13 protein-coding genes are annotated in these 19153 nt (G+C 72.8%); 9 read left to right on the top strand and 4 right to left on the bottom strand.

From position 1 onward, the window contains the following. Positions 1–67: 67 nt before the first annotated feature. A complete protein-coding gene (locus ACZ6ZP_RS32650) occupies positions 68–922 on the bottom strand; it encodes a lipase family alpha/beta hydrolase (protein ID WP_351172177.1) in 855 nt (284 codons plus the stop codon). A gap of 404 nt (positions 923–1326) precedes the next feature. Between ACZ6ZP_RS32650 and ACZ6ZP_RS32655 the strand changes: the two genes are divergently transcribed. Continuing rightward, positions 1327–1743, top strand: a complete 417-nt coding sequence (locus ACZ6ZP_RS32655) for a cobalamin B12-binding domain-containing protein (RefSeq protein ID WP_160506729.1) — start codon at positions 1327–1329, stop codon at positions 1741–1743. Positions 1744–1973: 230 nt separating this feature from the next. On the opposite strand, the gene ACZ6ZP_RS32660 is transcribed toward ACZ6ZP_RS32655, so the two are convergent. Further along, the gene (locus ACZ6ZP_RS32660; RefSeq protein WP_469409400.1) at positions 1974–3710 is read right to left on the bottom strand and encodes a DUF5691 domain-containing protein; all 1737 of its coding nucleotides are present in this window, start codon (positions 3708–3710) and stop codon (positions 1974–1976) included. A 297-nt stretch (positions 3711–4007) separates the two neighbouring features. Beyond that, entirely contained in the window at positions 4008–5390 is a 1383-nt protein-coding gene (locus tag ACZ6ZP_RS32665; RefSeq protein ID WP_469409402.1) for an SWIM zinc finger family protein, read from the bottom strand. Positions 5391–5545: 155 nt separating this feature from the next. Between ACZ6ZP_RS32665 and ACZ6ZP_RS32670 the strand changes: the two genes are divergently transcribed. From ACZ6ZP_RS32670 to sucD, 7 genes are all read left to right on the top strand, one after another. Next, positions 5546–6733 carry an ATP-binding protein gene (locus ACZ6ZP_RS32670; protein WP_469409405.1) on the top strand — a complete coding sequence of 396 codons (1188 nt, stop codon included), beginning with the start codon at positions 5546–5548 and terminating at the stop codon, positions 6731–6733. Between the two features lie 84 nt (positions 6734–6817). Next, the gene (locus ACZ6ZP_RS32675; RefSeq protein ID WP_469409407.1) at positions 6818–9274 is read left to right on the top strand and encodes a DUF5682 family protein; all 2457 of its coding nucleotides are present in this window, start codon (positions 6818–6820) and stop codon (positions 9272–9274) included. Positions 9275–9504: 230 nt separating this feature from the next. Then, positions 9505–10707, top strand: a complete 1203-nt coding sequence (locus ACZ6ZP_RS32680; RefSeq protein WP_469409409.1) for a vWA domain-containing protein — start codon at positions 9505–9507, stop codon at positions 10705–10707. Positions 10708–10853: 146 nt separating this feature from the next. Then, entirely contained in the window at positions 10854–11744 is an 891-nt protein-coding gene (locus tag ACZ6ZP_RS32685) for a hypothetical protein (protein WP_469409411.1), read from the top strand. A gap of 118 nt (positions 11745–11862) precedes the next feature. Further along, positions 11863–12840, top strand: coding sequence for a hypothetical protein (locus ACZ6ZP_RS32690; RefSeq protein WP_469409413.1), 978 nt, complete (start codon positions 11863–11865; stop codon positions 12838–12840). 369 nt (positions 12841–13209) lie between these two features. Beyond that, on the top strand, positions 13210–14388 hold the full coding sequence (gene sucC, locus ACZ6ZP_RS32695; RefSeq protein WP_469409415.1) for an ADP-forming succinate--CoA ligase subunit beta: 1179 nt from the start codon (positions 13210–13212) through the stop codon (positions 14386–14388). Between the two features lie 21 nt (positions 14389–14409). Beyond that, positions 14410–15294 (top strand): succinate--CoA ligase subunit alpha, encoded by an 885-nt coding sequence (gene sucD, locus ACZ6ZP_RS32700; RefSeq protein WP_160506736.1) that lies wholly within the window; start codon positions 14410–14412, stop codon positions 15292–15294. A gap of 97 nt (positions 15295–15391) precedes the next feature. Here sucD and ACZ6ZP_RS32705 read toward each other — a convergent pair whose 3' ends face one another. After that, entirely contained in the window at positions 15392–16660 is a 1269-nt protein-coding gene (locus tag ACZ6ZP_RS32705) for a sigma factor-like helix-turn-helix DNA-binding protein (protein WP_366464472.1), read from the bottom strand. A 158-nt stretch (positions 16661–16818) separates the two neighbouring features. Here ACZ6ZP_RS32705 and ACZ6ZP_RS32710 point away from each other — a divergent pair, with 158 nt between their 5' ends. Further along, positions 16819–18417 carry a cell division protein PerM gene (locus ACZ6ZP_RS32710; RefSeq protein WP_469409418.1) on the top strand — a complete coding sequence of 533 codons (1599 nt, stop codon included), beginning with the start codon at positions 16819–16821 and terminating at the stop codon, positions 18415–18417. Positions 18418–19153 lie beyond the last annotated feature (736 nt).

Raw genomic sequence — 19153 nt, forward strand, 5'->3', positions numbered from 1 at the left:
AGCTTTGGCCCTGCGTTCGAGATCCGTTCGACAAATTTCCCGCGTCGCGGGGTGCGGGAGCTGCTCCTCAGGCCACGGTTTGTCCGTTCTCGGCGCCCGTCGCGGATTTCCCCGGAGCAGGCAGATCGAGGGCCTGGCGGATTCCGGCGGCGACCGCGGGGTGCACGGGCAGGGCGAGATGACCGATACCGGAGACACGTACGTTCTGCGCGATCAGGTCGGGATGGTTGACGCAGGCCGTCTCGAGGGGCGCCATCAGCTGGTCCAGGTCGCTCCAGAAGCTCACGAAACGGGTCCGGCAGCCCGGCGCGGGCTCGCGCAGCTCCTCGATCACGTCCGAACCGGGGCGCATCTGGCGCACGATCGGGTGCGCGTCGGCCAGTGGCACGACGCGCGTTCCCTCGTGCGGGGTACCGAGGGTGACCAGCGTGCGGACGCGTTCGTCGCCGCCCAGGCGCTGCGCGTAATAGCGGGCGATCAGGCCGCCGAGGCTGTGCCCGACGATGTCCACCTGGTGGTGGCCCGTGCGCTCGCAGATCTCCTCTATGTGGCGGCCGAGCAGCTCGGCCGCCGTGCGGATGTCGCACGTGAGGGGGGAGTAGTTGAGGGACTCCACGTGCTGGCCGCCGTGCTGGGCCAGGGAGCGGCGCAGGAGGACGAAGACCGAGCGGTTGTCGATGAAGCCGTGCAGGAGGACGACCGGGGGCCGGCTCTCCGCGGGGAGCCGGGGCGCGTCGGGCGACGGCAGTTCGGCGGCGATCCTGCGTTCCTGGACGATGCCCGACGGGTACAGGAGGAGGTGGCCGGCAAGGATCGCCACCTCGAGCGCGGTCGCTTTCAGCAGAGCCATGGAGAGCCCCGCCAGTCTGGCGGGCAACGTGAGGCAGGGCGGGCGAAAGGGCAAGACCCTCGTGATGGTCATGGTCGACCTCCCGGTCGGCACGCGAGAGGACGGCTCTGTCCCCCGTGTGCCCGTAGTGGGGAGGCGTGACAGAGGTCGTACGGCGGTACGTGGTCAGCGCCGGCGGCGCCCCGAATACCGGCGCGATCGCCGATGTGCCGCGTCACCACGGCGCGCAGCTGACGGCGCGGTGGCACGGCGACCTCGTTGCGGCTCCCCTTGCGCCGTCCCGAAAACGGTCCGTATGCCGCTCGATACGGGAGTGGCGCGCAGCGAACGTGTCCCATCGTGTGATTTCCCCCTCGCTCTCCACCGTGAAACTGCCGCGTGCGAGATGCTGGAGATAACGTTCGTTCACTTCCCCGGCCGTTGCGGCACGGGGTGCCAGTGCTTGGACAGATGGATATCGGTACATGGAGGCAGTGATGGGTGTGGCAGCCGGTCCGATCCGCGTGGTGGTGGCGAAGCCGGGTCTCGACGGTCATGACCGCGGGGCCAAGGTGATCGCCAGGGCACTGCGTGACGCGGGTATGGAGGTCATCTACACCGGCCTGCATCAGACGCCCGAGCAGGTGGTGGACACCGCGATCCAGGAGGACGCCGACGCGATCGGTCTGTCCATCCTCTCCGGCGCCCACAACACGCTCTTCGCGCGCGTGATCGAGCTCCTCAAGGAGCGCGACGCGGAGGACATCAAGGTCTTCGGCGGCGGCATCATCCCCGAGGCGGACATCGCGCCGCTCAAGGAGAAGGGCGTCGCGGAGATCTTCACTCCCGGGGCCACGACGGCGTCGATCGTGGACTGGGTCCGGGCGAACGTCCGGCAGCCGGCCGGCGCCTGACGGCCACCGCGCCGCGGCGGGAGCGTCATCCGGCCTCCTCCGCGCGGCGGGAGCGTCGTCCGGCCTCCTCACCTCCAGTGCGGGGGCGGCTGGTCCGCTGCGCGCTGGGGTGAGTGCTTCGGTGACGGCGTCAGTGGGGGAGGCCGACAGAGCCGCCGGCCTCGGCCGCTCGGTGGGGTTGCCTGAGGTGGCTGAGGTGACTGCGGTACCTGAGGTGACTGCGGGGTTGCCTAAGATGGCGGCACCTCCGGATCTTCCGGCGCCGAGCCCGGTTTCCCCGGCTCCGCGCTCAGCTTCCCCGGCTCCGCCTCCGGATTCCCCGGCTGCTCCGCGCTCAGCGGCTCCGCGCCCAGCTCCGCCCGCATCGCCGCGCGTAGACGCAACGTACTGACCAGGCGCTGGAAGGCTTCCGACCAGTAGCCGCCCGCGCCGGGGGAAGCGTCCTCCGGCTCGTCCGGTATCGCGGTCAGTACGTCGAGGCGGACCGCCTCCGCGGGGTCGAGGCAGCGCTCCGCCAGGCCCATCACTCCGCTGAAGCTCCAGGGGTAACTCCCGGCGTCCCGCGCGATGTTCAGCGCGTCCACCACCGCCCGGCCCAGCGGCTCCGACCAGGGCAGCGTGCACACGCCCAGCAGCTGGAACGCCTCCGAGAGGCCGTGCGTCGCGATGAACTGCGCGACCCAGTCGGCACGCTCCCCGGACGGCAGCGCCGCGAGCAGCTTCGCGCGCTCGGCCAGCGAAGCCGCGCCGGGTCCCGCCGCGTCGGGGGACGAGGGGGCTCCGAGCAGCGCCCGGGACCAGACCGCGTCGCGTTGCCGCACGGCCGCGCGGCACCACGCGGCGTGCAGCTCGCCCTGCCAGTCGTCGGACACGGGCAGCGCCACGATCTCGGCGGGGGTCCGGCCGCCCAGCCGCTCCGGCCAGGTGTCGAGCGGGGCCGACTCCACCAACTGGCCCAGCCACCAGGAGCGTTCACCCCGCCCTGTGGGCGGCTTGGGGGTGACGCCGTCGCGCTCCATGCCCGCGTCGCACTCGTGCGGCGCCTCGACCGTGAGCGTCGGCGTGCTCTTCGTGCCCTGCGCGTGGTCGATGGCCACGCAGGAGGCCGCGCGGGCCGCCATCCGTGCGGCAAGGGCGGAAGAGGGGAGCGCGGAGAGGAGCTCGGCCGCCGTCGCGCGGACGTTGCGGCTGCGGTCGGTGAGTGCCTGCTCCAGGAACGGCTCGTCGGCCGCGCACAGTTGGGTGCGCAGGGAGTCGAGGAACATCAGGCGGTCCTCCGCCCGCTCCGTGCTCCATGTGCCGGCGAGCAGTTCCCGCGCGGCGGCCGGGTCATGCGCCCGCACCGCGCCGAGCAGGGCGACGCGCTCGGCGAACAGGCCCTCCTCCCACAGCTGTTGGACCTGCGCCGTTTCCTCCGGCGCGGGCAGGGACACCCCGCCGCCCGGCGTGGAGCGGAGCGCGAACTTCCAGTCCGGGTTGAGCCGAGCGAGCCACAGCGCCCGCGGGCCCGCGAAGGCGAGGGCCTGCGGGCGCAGGTCCGTGCGCCCACGGGCCGCGTTCAGGAGGGCCGGAAGCAGCTCGGGCGGCGCCGCGAAGCCTCGCTCGTTCGCCAGCGCCAGCCACTGGGGCAGCAGTTCCATCAGGTCGGGCACCGCGCCTCGGCGTCCGCCGCTGCCGGCGCCGGGGTGATCGGTGAGCAGCGTGGCGAGCCTGCGCCGCGCCGCGGGCGGCACCAACGGCCTGGGGTCGTCCGCGGCCGGCTCGGGAGGCGTCGCGGCGGGCGCGGGGCGAAGCCCGGCTCTGCGCCGGACGGTCTGCACGGCTGCCGCGTCCAGCAGGGCGGCCGGTGCGTCCTTGCCCTGGGTGCGTACGGGGGGTGTGCGGCGGTCGGTGCCGAGGAGTGCGGCGGTGACCAGGTCTTCCCAGGGGGCGGCGGTCGCTTCGGAGAGTGCGGTGGTGCCGGTCATGTGGACTCCTCTCGCGGACGGATCTCTCGGGTCTTTCGTCTGGAGCTGCCGCCTTGGATCTGCTGGAGCGGCTGGATCTGCGGGATGTACTGGATCTGGCGGATCCCACGGTTACGGCGGATCCCACGGTTCTGGCGGATCCAGGAGATCCGCCGTCTCAGGGCTGTCGGTGAGCGTTGCGGTGGTGCTGCGCTGTATCGGTGGACCCTGCGGTGCTCCGCGCGAACGCGGCGGTGTTCGCGGAACGCGTCGATGCCCACAGGACGGTGGCGGTGTGACGGCGGTGAGGCGTGGTGGTCAGCACAGGGCCACCGCCTCTCCCACTCCGCGCGGCCAGGCCGTCAGAGGGGTGAAGCCCTCGTGACCACATTCACCGAAGACCGTCACCGGAGCGCCTCCGGAGAGTGCCACCAACCGCCACAGGCCCGCGCGGGAGGCCGCGGAAGGCCTGATGGGCAGGGCCGTGTCCCCTTTCGCGTCCGCCAGTTGCCAGCCGTCGGAGGAGGGGCCCGGGAGCGGGGTCGGTATCACCTCGCTCAAGGTGACCGGCCAGGAATCCAGCCAGGGGTCGTCCCGCAGCACCTCGCCGTAGCGGCGCGCGGCCTGCTCCGTCCGTACGCCGGGCGGCCGGGCCGTCGTCGGCGCGGGGGCGCTGAACTGCTCGCCCAGGTCGGCCCGCAGCTGCCCGGCGCCCGGATACGCGGTCAGTTCGGCGTCCAGCGCGAGGCCGACCGGTAGCGCGAGCGCGGGTGCGCGCCCCGCGGCTCCGTACGACAGGAGTAGGGCCGTGCGCCCCGACTCCGCGCCGTGCAGCCATATCCGGCGGGTGGTGAGCCTGCTGTCCGCCGTGTCGTACTGCGCGAGCACCAGCCAGTGGTCCCGCACCGCGGGGCCCTCCGACGGCGTGGGCAGGCCTATGCGGGAGCGGACCGTGGCCGCCAGGGCCTCCGGCAGTCGGTCGCGGTGCAGCCAGCCCTGGTCGAGGAGGTGGAGGAGCGCGCACTCCTCCAGCATCCGCACCGGCCAGCCGGGCCCGGAGGAGGGGATGGCGCCCAACTCCCGCACGCGTGCGGCCAGTCCGGGCGCCTGCGCGTCGACCATGCGGGCGGCCGTCTCCTCCCACAGCCCGTACCCCGTCTGCTCGGCGGAGGCTATGCCGCCGCGCAGCAGATCGGAGAGGCGCTGCTCCAGCTCCGTCACCCCCGCCGTGACCCGCTCGGCCCGCCGCTCCGCCCTGCGGCGCGCGGCCTCGGGATCAGCGGGCGCCGCGTCCGGCGCCGCCTCCGAAGCTCGCTTCGTGTCCGCTCTTTTGCGGCGTGCCGCCAGCCACTCCGCCGCCCAGGCGGGCGGCTGCGCGTCCGGCGACGAGCCGAAAGGCCCCTCCCCACCCGCCCAGAGCAACAGCAGCCCGAGCGCGTGCTTGCACGGGAACTTCCGGCTCGGACAACTGCACTTGTACGCCGGACCGGCCGCGCCGGTGATGTCCGCGATGTCGACAACCGTCTGGTACGGCTTGCTGCCACTTCCCTTGCACAGTCCCCACACCGTCCCCTCGCCCGAACTGCCTGCCTCCGACCAAGGGCCGGCGACGCCGAGTTTGCTTCCCGCCTTGCGTGACGGGGCATCAGGCGCCAGCGCCAGCACCTGATCCGCCGTCCAGCGCACCCCCTGCTGAGTCATGTCATCGAAGGTAGATCCCACCACTGACAATCGATCTCGGACTCGGTGTCTGTGCAGGTCAGCGACGCGTGAGGGGCGATTGTCAGTGGCGTGGTGCACGGTTGGAATCACATCCGGGCCAGATGCGTCCGGACGAGTTGGAGGGGGATCGCTCCATGACCGTGTCCGTCGACTCGACGACCTCGACGACCGAGAACCAACCCGTGTCTGCACCTGCCGCATCCACCGCATCCGCTGTATCCGCGTCCGCAGCCGCGCCCGCGGGTGAGGCGCTGCGGCCGCACGCCGAGCACGCCTTCGCCGCCGAACTCGCCGCGCTCGCCGCGCAGGACGACCGGCCCCGGCCTGCCCGCTGGCGGCTCTCGCCGTGGGCGGTCGCGACGTATCTGCTCGGTGGCACGCTGCCCGACGGGACGGTGATCTCACCGAAGTACGTGGGGCCGCGCCGCATCGTCGAGGTCGCCGTCACCACTCTCGCCACGGACCGCGCCCTGCTCCTGCTCGGCGTGCCCGGCACCGCCAAGACCTGGGTGTCCGAGCACCTGGCGGCCGCCGTCAGCGGTGACTCGACGCTGCTCGTGCAGGGCACGGCGGGGACGCCGGAGGAGGCGATCCGGTACGGCTGGAACTACGCGCAGCTGCTCGCGCACGGCCCCAGCCGCGACGCGCTCGTGCCGAGCCCCGTCATGCGGGCCATGTCCGACGGCATGACGGCGCGGGTCGAGGAGCTGACCCGCATCCCGGCCGACGTGCAGGACACGCTGATCACGATCCTGTCGGAGAAGACCCTCCCCATACCGGAGTTGGGCCAGGAGGTGCAGGCGGTCCGCGGCTTCAACCTGATCGCCACGGCCAACAACCGCGACCGCGGGGTGAACGACCTGTCGAGCGCGCTACGCCGCCGCTTCAACACGGTGGTCCTGCCGCTGCCGGAGAGCGCGGACGCCGAGGTCGACATCGTCTCGCGCCGCGTCGACCAGATCGGGCGCTCGCTCGATCTGCCGACCGGGCCCGAGGGGATCGACGAGATACGCCGCGTGGTCACCGTCTTCCGCGAACTGCGGGACGGGGTCACGGCCGACGGGCGTACGAAGGTGAAGTCGCCGAGCGGCACGCTCTCGACGGCCGAGGCGATCTCCGTCGTGACCAACGGCCTGGCGCTGGCGGCCCACTTCGGGGACGGCGTGCTGCGGCCGGGCGACGTCGCCGCGGGCATCCTCGGCGCGGTCGTCCGCGACCCGGCGGCGGACCGGGTGATCTGGCAGGAGTACTTGGAGGCGGTGGTCCGTGAGCGTGACGGCTGGAAGGACTTCTACCGCGCGTGCCGTGAGGTGAGTGCGTGACGTATGGGGGCGGCCCGGCTGGGCCGGATGAATCGGGCGTGGGCGTGACGGTGGCTGCTTCGCGGGAGAAGGGGAGGGGCGGACGTGAGCGACGAGGTGCGGGGGACGATTCGGGCTGGCGAGGGGCCGTTGCTGCTCGGGGTTAGGCATCACGGGCCGGGGTCGGCGCGTGCGGTGCGGGCCGCGCTGGAAGAGGGCGCGCCCCGTGTGGTGCTGATCGAGGGGCCGCCGGAGGCCGACGCGCTGGTGGCGCTCGCGGCGGACGAGGGGATGCGGCCGCCGGTCGCGCTGCTCGCGCACGTGGTGGACGAGCCGGGCCGGTCGGCGTTCTGGCCGCTGGCCGAGTTCTCGCCGGAGTGGGTCGCGATCAAGTGGGCGGCCGGGGCCGGGGTTCCAGTCCGGTTCATGGACCTTCCAGCGGCGCATTCGCTGGCACGGGCGGAGGAGGGGCAGGACGCCGCGGACGCTCCCGGGCCTTCGGGGAACGCGGACGCGGACGGGGACGGGGGCGGGGACGGTGACGTAGAGGCAGTGCGGATCGATCCTCTCGCGGTGCTCGCCGAGACCGCCGGGTACGACGATCCCGAGCGGTGGTGGGAGGACGTCGTCGAGCACCGGGGGGCGGGCGCGGACGTCTTCGCGCCGTTCGAGGCGCTGGGCGAGGCCATGGGTGCGCTGCGCGAGGAGTACGGGACCGGGGGGCACGACCGTGACCTGCTGCGCGAGGCGTACATGCGCATCCAAGTTCGGGCCGCCCAGCGGGAGTTCGGGGCGGACGACGTCGCGGTCGTGTGCGGGGCATGGCATGTGCCGGCGCTGCGGCAGAAGGTGACCGTCGCGGCCGACCGGGCGCTGCTCAAGGGGCTGCCCAAGGTGAAGGTCGACATGACGTGGGTGCCCTGGACGCACCGCCGCCTCTCCCGGGCGAGTGGGTACGGTGCGGGGATCGCGTCGCCCGGTTGGTACGGCCATCTGTTCAGCGCGCCCGACCGCCCCGTCGAGCGCTGGCTGACCAAGGTCGCGCGGCTCCTTCGGGACGAGGACAGGCTCGTGTCGTCCGCGCATGTCATCGAGGCGGTACGGCTGGCGGACACGCTCGCCGCGATGCGGGGGCGTCCGCTGCCGGGGCTCACCGAGACGACGGACGCGATCCGGGCGGTGATGTGCGAGGGCTCGGACGTGCCGCTCTCCCTGGTGCACGACAAGCTCGTCGTCGGTGACGTCCTCGGGGAGGTGCCGGATGCGGCGCCCGCGGTGCCGTTGCAGCGTGATCTCACGCGGCTCCAGCGGAAGCTCCGGCTCAAACCGGAGGCGCTTGAGCGGGAGTTGGAGCTCGACCTGCGCAAGGAGACGGACGCGGCGCGCAGCAGGCTGCTGCATCGGCTCCGGCTGCTCGGCATCGGCTGGGGCGAGCCGGCCGCGTCGCGGGGGAGTACGGGCACGTTCCGCGAGACCTGGCGGCTGCGGTGGGAGCCGGAGCTCTCCGTGCGGGTGGCGGAGGCGGGGGTATGGGGGACGACCGTGCTGGCGGCGGCCACCGCTCGGGCCGAGTCCGATGCGGTCGGGGCCGGTGCGCTGGCCGACGTGACCGCGCTGGCCGAGCGGTGCCTGCTGGCCGAGTTGCCGGACGCGTTGCCGGTGGTGATGCGGGTCCTCGCGGACCGGGCGGCGCTGGATGCGGACGTCGGGCATCTGGCGCAGGCGCTGCCCGCACTGGTGCGGTCGCTTCGGTACGGGGACGTGCGGGGCACGGACACGGCTGCGCTCGGCGAGGTGGCGGTGGGGCTGGCCGAGCGGGTGTTCGTCGGGCTTCCCCCTGCGTGTGCGGGGCTCGACCAGGACGCGGCGGTCGAGATGCGGGGGCACGTGGACGCGGTGCACCAGGCGGTAGGTCTGCTAGGTGAGTTGGGCTCTACGGGCTCAACAGGCTCTGCGGGCTCTGCGCTGGGTGCCGGTATGCGGGTGCGGTGGTACTCCGTGTTGAGGGGCTTGGGGGAGCGGGACAGCGTCGCGGGGGTCGTGCGGGGGCGGTGCGTGCGGATCCTGATGGACGGCGGCGAGCTGGCCGAGGGGGAGGCCGCTCGGTACATGGGGCTGGCCCTGTCGCGGGGAACCGAACCGGCTGAAGCCGCCGCCTGGATCGAGGGGTTCGTGGGCGGCGGCTCAGGGGGCGGCATGTTGCTCGTCCATGACGAGCGGCTGCTCGGGCTTGTCGACGACTGGTTGAGCGGTGTACCGGACCGCGCCTTCACCGACGTACTGCCACTGCTGCGGCGCACGTTCTCGGCGTACGAACCGGGCGTGCGGCGAACGTTGGGCGAGCTGGTGAGGCGTGGGCCGGGGTCGGTCGGCGGCAGCACGGCAGTGGCCGGCGGGATACCTGGCTTCGGGACGGAGCTCGACGCTGAGCGGGCGGATGCGGTTCTGCCGGTGCTGGGTCTGTTGCTCGGGGTCGGCGTCGGGTCCGGGTCGGGGGTGGCCCCGAGGTCCGGGGCCAGTGACGGTGGCGGTGGCGGTAACGAGTTCGTGGGGGTGGGCTGATGACACGGGAGGTGGCGCAGGGCATGGCGGGAGATGTGACGGCGAGCGGGGGCCCGGAGGCGGCGGTGAGCGTGGCAGAGGGCATGGCGCTGGAGGCGGGGGCGGGCACGAGGGCAGTCGTGGCTCGGGGAGGGGCAGCCGCCGCCGTTCAGGCCGGTGGGGCCCGCGTGGCGCAAGCCGGGACAGCTGCCGCAGGTCGAGGCGGGGTAGGTGGGGGTGCTCCGGGTGGGGTGGAAGTTGGTGGCGCTGGTGGGGAGTCGGGGGTGGTGGTGGAGGCCGGGGGAGAGCGGTTGCGGCGGTGGCGGCTTGTGTTGGGTGGGGGTGAGGCCGATGGGACGGGGTGTGAGCTCGGCGGGCGGGATGCGGCCATGGATGGGGCGCTCGGGGCTTTGTACGGGAGTGGGGGCGGGGGGAAGAAGGACCGGGGGCGGGACCGTTCGGCGGGGCTCGGGGCGTCCGCGCCGTCCGTGTCGCGCTGGCTCGGGGACATCAGGAAGTACTTCCCCTCGTCCGTCGTCCAGGTCATGCAGCGTGACGCCATCGAGCGGCTGGGGCTGTCCACGCTTCTTCTGGAGCCCGAGATGCTGGAGGCCGTCGAGGCGGACGTGCACCTGGTGGGGACCCTGCTCTCCCTGAACAAGGCCATGCCGGAGACCACCAAGGAGACCGCGCGGGCCGTCGTACGCAAGGTCGTCGAGGACCTGGAGAAGCGGCTCGCCACGCGCACCCGCGCCACCCTCACCGGCGCGCTCGACCGCAGCGCCCGCGTCAGCAGGCCGCGCCACCACGACATCGACTGGAACCGCACGATCGCGGTCAACCTCAAGAACTACCTGCCGGAGTACAAGACGATCGTGCCCGAGCGGCTCATCGGGTACGGACGGGCTTCGCAGTCCGTGAAGAAGGAGGTCATCCTCTGCATCGACCAGTCGGGCTCGATGGCCGCGTCCGTCGTCTACGCCTCGGTGTTCGGTGCCGTGCTCGGCTCGATGCGGTCGCTCAACACGCGGCTCGTCGTCTTCGACACGAACGTCGTCGACCTCACCGATCAGCTGGACGACCCGGTGGACGTCCTGTTCGGCACGCAGTTGGGGGGCGGGACCGACATCAACCGGGCGCTCGCGTACTGCCAGTCGCAGATCACCCGGCCCGCGGACACCATCGTCGTCCTCATCAGCGACCTCTACGAAGGCGGCATACGCAACGAGATGCTGAAGCGGGTCGCGGCGATGAAGGCGTCCGGGGTGCAGTTCGTGACGCTGCTCGCGCTCTCCGACGAAGGGACACCCGCGTACGACCGAGAGCACGCGGAGGCGCTCTCGGCGCTGGGCGCACCGGCGTTCGCGTGCACCCCTGACCTCTTCCCGGAGGTGATGGCGGCGGCGATCGAGAAGCGCCCGCTGCCCATACCGGACATGAGCACGCATCGGTAACACATGAATACGCATCGGTAACCGGGGACTTGCGCGAGGGCGGGCGGGGCGTGCGAGTATCGGCGGGCTTCACTCCCGGAGCGTCACGCTCCGGGGCCGTGTTCCGGGCCCCGCCCGGCCCAGCGCCAGCAGAGGAACCCCTCGTCTTGACTCCCGCAGCAGTCGTTCTGCCCGATGCCGCCGTGCGCATGCCGCGCGCCGTGGCCGGGCGGCGTGCGCTGCAAGTGGTGCTGCTGCTGGCCGGGTTGCTCGCGTTGGGTCTCCTGTGCGGTGAGCGGGCGCATGCGGTGGACGGGGCGCCGGCCCCGGCGCGTGAGCGGGTGACCGAGCCCGTGCGCGAGCGGGTCACCCAGCCCGTGCGTGAGCGGGTGGTCGAGCCGGTGCGTGACGCTGAGGTCGAGCCGGTGCGTGACGCTGCGGTCGAGCCGGTGGCCGATGCCGCCGAGCCCGTTGTCCGTTCCGCGCGGGGTGTTGTGCGGCCGGTCGTGGATGGGGTCACCGGAGTTCTCGAGGGGGCGCCGCAGCGGGTGGTGCCCGAGGCGCCCGACCTGCCGGGCACGCCCGGCGTCCCCGGTCTGCCCAGCGCCCCCGACGTGCCCGAGCTTCCGCAGCCGGGCCCTGGCCATGGTGCGGGCGCCGGTGCCGAGCCTCCGGCCTCTCATGCCGGTCAGGGCGAGGCGACGGCACGGGCGCACGGGGCGCGGGCCGAGTCCTCGTACGGCACCGGCGCTGTTACCGGTACCGGTAACGGAGCCACCCCGTACTCGATCGGCCAGCACGCCCGTGACGGCGTCTCGTTCGGGGAGGCGCACCGAACCGGGCAGGAGCCGGTCCCGTTCACGCCCGCGCCCGGTGATCCGGCGCGGACGCTGGGCGGTCAGTCGGCCGGTGACGGGAGTTCGACGCGGCACGGCGATCCGTGTGCCGCCTCGCCCGACGGCCGTGCGCCGGTGCGGCTTCTGCAGGGTGCCGGGGCCGGTCAGGTCTCCGCCCCGATCCGCGAACGACACCGGGACATTCCCGAATTCCCTGGCTAGGGCAGCCCTTTCCCCGCGAAGACCTGCCGCGCGGGGGTGGCAAAGGTCTGCCCGCCGACCGGACGTATCTCGTACCGGGTCGGATTCACAGCCTGAGTTCGAAGGATCTGAAGCACGCATGAACAAGAACATCCGTCGTTCCATCGTCATAGCCGCCGGTGTCACGGGCGCCTGGGCACTCGGTTCCGCCGTGGCCAGCGCGGACGAGCTGCCGCAGCACTCCGTCGCCCTGCCGGACAACGCGTCCGACGCGGTCGCCGACGTCACCGGTGATGTCGCCGACGTCGCCGATGTCGCCGACGCGCAGGGCAAGGCGAAGTCCACCGTCACCGACGTCCGGAGCGAGGCGAAGTCCACCGTCGCCGAAGCGAAGGCCGCCGCCTCCAAGGCCGCCCCCACGGTCAGCACCCCGGACGTCAGCACCCCGGACGTCAGCGCCCCCGACGTAAAGACCTCCGACGTCAGCACCCCCGAAGACTCCGTCGACTACCTCTTCGGACCCCTCTCCGCCTTCGCCCCGGACATCGAGGGCACCCCGGAGGCCGCCACCCAGACCGCCACGAAGACCGCCACCCCCATCGTCGACGAGACCGCCGCCTCCGTGCTGCCGCCCGTCGCCGTCACCGCCGTCGACGGTGTCGTGCCGGTCGCCGGGCAGGCGGTCGGCGATGTCGGCTACCTGGCGCAGGGCGTGGTCGGCGACGTGACGCCGTTCGCGGGCGGGGTAGTCGGCGAGGTCCCGCCGTTCGCGCAGGGTGTCGTCGGCGACGACGTGCAGCCCTTCGCGGGCGGGGTCGTCGGATCGGTCGCGCCGCTCGTGCAGACCGTCACCGACCAGGTGCGGCCCGTCGTGCGGGGCGTCGGCGGCAGCGCGGGCGAGCTCGCGTACGGCGTCACGGGTGACGTCCACCCGTTCGCCGGTGGCGTCGTCGGCCAGGCCTCGCCGTTCACGCAGGACCTGACCGGCACCGTCGCCCCCGATGCGCGGGCTCTCGCCGGGAACGCCGTCTCGGGCGTCCAGGGCGTGGCCGACTCGGTCACCCCGGACTACCTGCCGACGTACGAGCAGGCGTACAACGCGACGTACGGCGTCTGACCCGCAAGGCGCGACCGTGCGGCGGCACGCGCAGCGCCAGCAGCAAGCAGCACCAGTGCTAAGCAGCAAGCAGCACCAGCGGTAAGCAGTAACAGGAGCAAACGGGCGGTCCCTGTCACCCCAGGGACCGCCCTCCCCGTACCCGGCCCCGCGATCTGTGACAGTCATCACCGCCCAAATGTGATCTGCGATTTAGGGACCTACGGCCCACGGCGATAACCTGCGAGACGGACATGCCGCGTACCGGACTCCGTCCTACGCCTCCCTTGTGACAGCGCAGTCACGTTGCCCTCCGCGGCACGCCCACGCAGACAGCTGACCACAAAGCAGCGAGATCGCAGCGAGATCACGGAAAAGGGACGGACGCGCGTGGACCTGTTCGAGTACCAGGCGAGGGACCTCTTCGCCAAGCACGGTGTACCGGTGCTGGCCGGTGAAGTCATCGACACGCCTGAGGCGGCGCGCGAGGCCACCGAGAAGCTGGGCGGCAAGTCGGTCGTCAAGGCACAGGTGAAGGTCGGTGGCCGCGGCAAGGCCGGCGGCGTGAAGCTGGCCGGCAACCCCGACGAGGCCGTCGCTCGCGCGACGGACATCCTCGGCATGGACATCAAGGGCCACACGGTCCACAAGGTGATGATCGCCGAGCTGTCCCCGGAGATCGAGGCGGAGTACTACGTCTCGTACCTCCTCGACCGCACCAACCGCACCTTCCTCGCCATGGCGTCGGTGCAGGGCGGCATGGACATCGAGGAGGTCGCGGAGAAGACCCCCGAGGCCCTCGCGAAGGTCCCGGTCAACGCCGTCGAAGGCGTGAACATCGACAAGGCCCGCGAGATCGTCGCGCAGGCGAAGTTCCCGGCCGAGGTGGCCGAGGGCGTCGCCGAGGCCATGGTCACCCTGTGGGACACCTTCGTCGCCGAGGACGCGCTCCTCGTCGAGGTCAACCCGCTGGTGAAGACCAAGGACGGCCGCATCCTGGCCCTGGACGGCAAGGTCTCGCTCGACGAGAACGCCGACTTCCGCCAGGCGGGCCACGAGGCGCTCGAGGACAAGGACGCAGCCAACCCGCTCGAGGCTGCCGCCAAGGCCAAGAACCTCAACTACGTGAAGCTCGACGGCGAGGTCGGCATCATCGGCAACGGCGCGGGTCTCGTCATGAGCACCCTCGACGTCGTCGCGTACGCCGGTGAGGCGCACAACAACGTCAAGCCGGCCAACTTCCTCGACATCGGCGGCGGCGCTTCGGCCGAGGTCATGGCGAACGGCCTGGAGATCATCCTCGGCGACCCGGACGTCAAGTCCGTCTTCGTCAACGTCTTCGGTGGCATCACCGCCTGTGACGAGGTCGCCAACGGCATCGTCCAGGCGCTCGAGCTGCTCAAGTCCAAGGGCGAGGAAGTCACCAAGCCCCTGGTCGTGCGCCTCGACGGCAACAACGCGGAGCTGGGTCGCAAGATCCTGAGCGACGCCAACCACCCGCTCGTGCAGCGCGTGGACACCATGGACGGCGCGGCCGACAAGGCCGCCGAGCTCGCGGCCGCGAAGTAAGGGACGAGGGACAGAACAGCCATGGCTATCTTCCTCAACAAGGACAGCAAGGTCATCGTCCAGGGCATGACCGGCGCCACGGGCATGAAGCACACCAAGCTCATGCTCGGTGACGGCACGAACATCGTCGGTGGCGTGAACCCGCGCAAGGCGGGCACGAAGGTCGACTTCGACGGCACCGAGGTACCGGTCTTCGGCTCGGTCAAGGAGGCCATGGAGGCCACGGGCGCCAACGTGTCCGTCCTCTTCGTGCCGCCGGCCTTCTCCAAGGCCGCCGTCGTCGAGGCGATCGACGCCGAGATCCCCCTCGCGGTCGTCATCACCGAGGGCATCGCCGTCCACGACTCCGCCGCCTTCTGGGCGTACGCGAAGTCGAAGGGCAACAAGACCCGCATCATCGGCCCGAACTGCCCCGGTCTCATCACCCCGGGTCAGTCGAACGCCGGCATCATCCCGGGCGACATCACGAAGCCGGGCCGCATCGGCCTGGTCTCGAAGTCCGGCACGCTGACGTACCAGATGATGTACGAGCTCCGTGACATCGGCTTCTCCTCTGCCGTCGGCATCGGTGGCGACCCGGTCATCGGTACGACGCACATCGACGCCCTCGAGGCGTTCGAGGCCGACCCCGACACCGACCTGATCGTCATGATCGGCGAGATCGGCGGCGACGCCGAGGAGCGTGCGGCGGACTACATCAAGGCCAACGTGACGAAGCCGGTCGTCGGCTACGTCGCCGGCTTCACCGCGCCCGAGGGCAAGACGATGGGCCACGCCGGCGCCATCGTCTCCGGCTCCTCCGGTACGGCTGCCGCCAAGAAGGAGGCCCTTGAGGCCGCGGGCGTCAAGGTCGGCAAGACGCCGACCGAGACGGCGAAGCTCGCGCGGGCGATTCTCGCCGGCTAGCAGTGTTCAAAGCGGGCCCGCACCTTCTTGAGGTGCGGGCCCGCTTTTTTGTTCGTCCGCGGGCCGACCGTGGCTTGTCGCGCGGTTCCCCGCGCCCCTAACGGGGCAGCGGCGTCAGTCTCTCCGGGCCGCTCGACATGTCCTCGCGGAGCTTCCTGTGGAGGATCTGGTCCTCGTACGTCAGGTGGCCCGGACCCATTCTCGGCGGGACTCCGCTGATGGCCTTGCCCGGGGACTGGGGCGGTTCGTAGTGCGTCGGGGCCGTGCGCAGGGTCAGGGCCGTGGCGCCGACGATCAACGCCGTGAAGGCGATCGCCGCCCGGGTCCAGAAGCGGGCGCGGTCCTCGCTTCCGGTGCGCACCCGGCCCGCGTTCGGCGGCTGGAGCTTCTCCGCGGCGCAGAGCTGGCCGAGGCGCTGGTGCAGGGCTTCGGGGGTCGCCGCCTGCTCGGGCAGCCGCTCGGCGATCGCCTCGCGCGCGTGGAGGAGACGGTTGGCCGCCGCGGGCGTGCTCGCCTCCGTCTCGGCCGCGGTCTCGGGCAGGTCGAGCCCGACGCCGTCGTAGAGCAGCAGGGTGCGGCGCTGCGCGGGCGGCAGGCTCATCAGTACGTTCAGGAAGGCGCGGTCGGCCGCCGAGGCGGGCGGGGCGTCCGGCTGCCGGTGGCCGGGGCGCAGGCGGTGCCAGGGGGACATCGCGTACTCGTACGCCGCCGCGCGCACCCAGCCCGCCGGGTCGCGGTCGACGGCGACCTCGGGCCAGCGCTGCCAGGCGAGCTGGAAGGCCCGCTCGACGGATTCCTGGGCGAGCGTGCGGCGGCCGGTGAGGAGATAGGTCTGGCGTACGAGGCCGGGGGCGCAGGTCACGCAGAGCACGTCGAAGGCTTCGGCGGGGGTGGGCCTGGGGGTGGGCCCGGCAGCGGGTTCGGAGGCGGGTTCGGAGGCGGGTTCGGAGGCGGGGCTGGGCTCGGGCGGCTGTTCCGCCTCGGCGACCGCCGGCGCGCGCACCACCGGCTCGGGCCGTGTGTGGCCGTTCATCGCCGCGCCCACCGGGATGCGCTCGGGGGACTTGCCGTCCTTGGCGTCGGCGGTCGGGTCCGGGACGGCCGGTGCCAGGTCCTTGGCCCAGCTGGGGCGCCGCGCGGAGCGCTTGTCCGCGACGGCACGGTCGTTCGAGAACTCGGCGAGCAGCCTCGCGTAGACCTCACGCCTGCGGCCGCGTGGCGCCGAGCGGCCCGACTCCCAGGAGCGGACCGTCTCCCGGGTGACGCCCACCCGCGCGGCGACTTCGCCCTGGCTCAGGGACTTCGCCTCGCGCAGGCGTCGGCGTTCCTTGGGGGACGGCAACGGGGTGGCAGGGCTCTGGGTCATGTCGGACTCTCCGCGCCGTGGGCCGTGGGCCTTCGTGCGGCGGGCAGCCGGGCGTGGCTGATCCGTCGTACGAAAAAGTACATAAACGTATCTTGAGCGACACATCGGGTATTCGCCTGTTACGGGGAGAAAGCGCGTGTCGTTGGGAGCATGGCGCCGTGACTCAAATCACCGACCGCAGCTCTCCGTTGCCGCCCCTCAAAACGCTGGTCGAGCGGGCCCGCGACCGCTCACCCGGACTGGGGACGTGCCTGTTCGGAGGGGCTGTCGCGGCTGGGCTCGGGCTCGGCTCGTGCGCCGTCCTGGTGATGGTCCTCTGGATCAGCTCGCCCTATCCGGACAGCGGGCCGGACGGGGCGCTGCATGTCGCGGCCTCGGTGTGGCTGCTCGCCCACGGCACCGAGCTGATCAGGACGGACACGCTCTCCGGGGCCCCTGCGCCGCTCGGCGTCACGCCCCTGCTCCTGATGGTGCTTCCGGGCTGGCTCGCGCACCGGGCGGCGCGGGACGCGGCTGATCCGCAGGAGCGGGGGATGGCGCCGCGGACCGCGTGGTGCGGGGTGGTCGGCGGCTATCTGCTGGTCGGCGCCGCCGCGACGCTGTACGCCGCCGGGGGCGAGCTGCGGCCGTCGTGGCCGAGCGCGGCCCTGCACCTGCCGCTGCTCGTGGCGGGCGCGGCGGCGGTGGGAGTCTGGACGGCGCTCGAGCGGCCCCGGGAGCCGCTGCCCGGCGTGGCGCGGGCCGCCCTTCGCACCCTGCCCGCAGGGGTACGTCCCTTCTTCGTACGTCGGCACATCCGCGCCGTCACGCGGGCGGGGGCGGCCGGGACGCTGGTGCTCGTCGGCGGGGGAGCGCTCCTTGCCGGGGCCTCGCTCGCGTTGCACGGAGGCCTGGCACGGGCTTCGTTCGCGCAGGTCACGGACGTGTGGTCGGGCCGCTTCGCGGTGCTGCTGCTTGCCGTGGCGCTGGTGCCGAACGCGGCGGTGTGGGGCGCGGCGTACGGCCTCGGGCCCGGTTTCGCGCTGGGCACGGGGAGCGTGGCGGGGCCGCTCGGCGTGAGCGCGGCGCCGATGCTGCCGGCGTTCCCGCTGCTCGCCGCGGTGCCTACGGAGGGGCCCGGGTCGCCGCTGACGTGGGCGGCGGGTGCGGTGCCGGTGGGGGCGGGGATCGCGGTGGCGTGGTTCACCGTGGGGGCGGCAGCGCCCGCGTACGGGGAGCGGGGCGAGGCGTGGTCACGGGGCCGGACGGCGCTGGTCGCCGGGGCGGCGGCGGTGCTGTGCGGGGCGGTCATGGCGGGGCTCGCGGCGTTGGCGGGCGGCCCGATGGGCGTGGCCGTCCTGGCCGAGTTCGGTCCTGTGTGGTGGCTGACGGGGGCGGCGGCGGTGGGGTGGACGGCGGTGGTGGGGGTGCCGGGTGCGTTGCTGGTGCGGGCCTGGCGGGTGCGGGGCCGCCGGGCGGCTCCGCGGTGGGGGTGGCTCCGGGTGCCGAGGCCGCGGGTTCCTCGGCTGCGGCTGCGGCTGCGGCTGCGGGCTCCGCGGTTGCGGCTGCCGCGGCGCCGCGAGAGCCCGCCGCCTTCTCCTCCTGCGGAGCCGGCGGCCTCCGAGCCGTTCGAGCCGTACGACTTCCTGCCGCAGGCCCCGGTGGGGGACGCGGCGGACTGGGGCGTGGCCGCCTGGCACGACGAGGCGTCCCGGGAGGCCCGCTGGGCCGCGCTGCGCTCCGCCAACGAGCCGGAGGAGCGGCCGCCGGGGGCTTGAGGGGGGGGTCGCCCCACCCGCACCACCATGACCGCCGCTTCGCGCCGGATGCTCCCCACCCACCCACCCGATCACCCCGCAGCGCCCACACTCCGCCACACGAGCCCGCCGCTTCGCGCCGGATGTTCCCCGCCCACCCGCCCGATCACCCCGCAGCGCCCACACTCCGCCACACGAGCCCGCCGCTCCGCGCCGGATGCTCCCCACCCGCCCACCCGATCACCCCGCAGCGCCGCCCGCTCCGAACAGGCCCTCCCGCTCGCCCACCCGATCACCCCGGGGCAAACGGGTGGGTGGGCGGGGAAAATCCGCCGCAAAGCGGCGACCGGGCGCAACCGTCCCAACGCGAGAAAGACCATCCGCCAACCCGGCAACCCGCCGGGGCCGCCCCGAAGGCGGGAGGAAAGGCCCGTCGGCTCCCGGCGAGTTGCCGGAGCCGTTCCGAGGGCGGGAGGAAAGGCCCGTCAGTTCTCGGCGAGTTGCCGGGGCCGCCCCGAAGGCGAGAGAAAAGGCCCGTCGGCTCCCGGCGAGTTGCCGGAGCCGTTCCCGAGGGCGGGCAGGAGGGGCCGGGTCGTGCCCCGGCCTCTCAGCTGTCGAAGTCGTGTCCAGAGCGGGAGAAAAGGCCCGTCGGCTCCCGGCGAGTTGCCGGAGCCGTTCCGAGGGCGGGAAGGGGCGGCCTCTCAGCTGTCGAAGTCGCGCCCAGAGCGAGAGAAGAGGCCCGTCGGCTCCCGGTGAG

It is taken from the genome of Streptomyces sp. NPDC054047 (assembly GCF_055585065.1).

Excerpts from the sequence above, each read along its gene's own strand:
- sucD (WP_160506736.1), top strand. The coding sequence starts at position 14,410 with ATGGCTATCTTCCTCAACAAGGACAGCAAGGTCATCGTCCAGGGCATG.
- ACZ6ZP_RS32690 (WP_469409413.1), top strand. The coding sequence starts at position 11,863 with ATGAACAAGAACATCCGTCGTTCCATCGTCATAGCCGCCGGTGTCACG.
- ACZ6ZP_RS32650 (WP_351172177.1), bottom strand. The coding sequence starts at position 922 with ATGACCATCACGAGGGTCTTGCCCTTTCGCCCGCCCTGCCTCACGTTG.
- ACZ6ZP_RS32655 (WP_160506729.1), top strand. The coding sequence starts at position 1,327 with ATGGGTGTGGCAGCCGGTCCGATCCGCGTGGTGGTGGCGAAGCCGGGT.
- ACZ6ZP_RS32665 (WP_469409402.1), bottom strand. The coding sequence starts at position 5,390 with ATGACTCAGCAGGGGGTGCGCTGGACGGCGGATCAGGTGCTGGCGCTG.
- ACZ6ZP_RS32660 (WP_469409400.1), bottom strand. The coding sequence starts at position 3,710 with ATGACCGGCACCACCGCACTCTCCGAAGCGACCGCCGCCCCCTGGGAA.
- ACZ6ZP_RS32670 (WP_469409405.1), top strand. The coding sequence starts at position 5,546 with ATGACCGTGTCCGTCGACTCGACGACCTCGACGACCGAGAACCAACCC.
- ACZ6ZP_RS32705 (WP_366464472.1), bottom strand. The coding sequence starts at position 16,660 with ATGACCCAGAGCCCTGCCACCCCGTTGCCGTCCCCCAAGGAACGCCGA.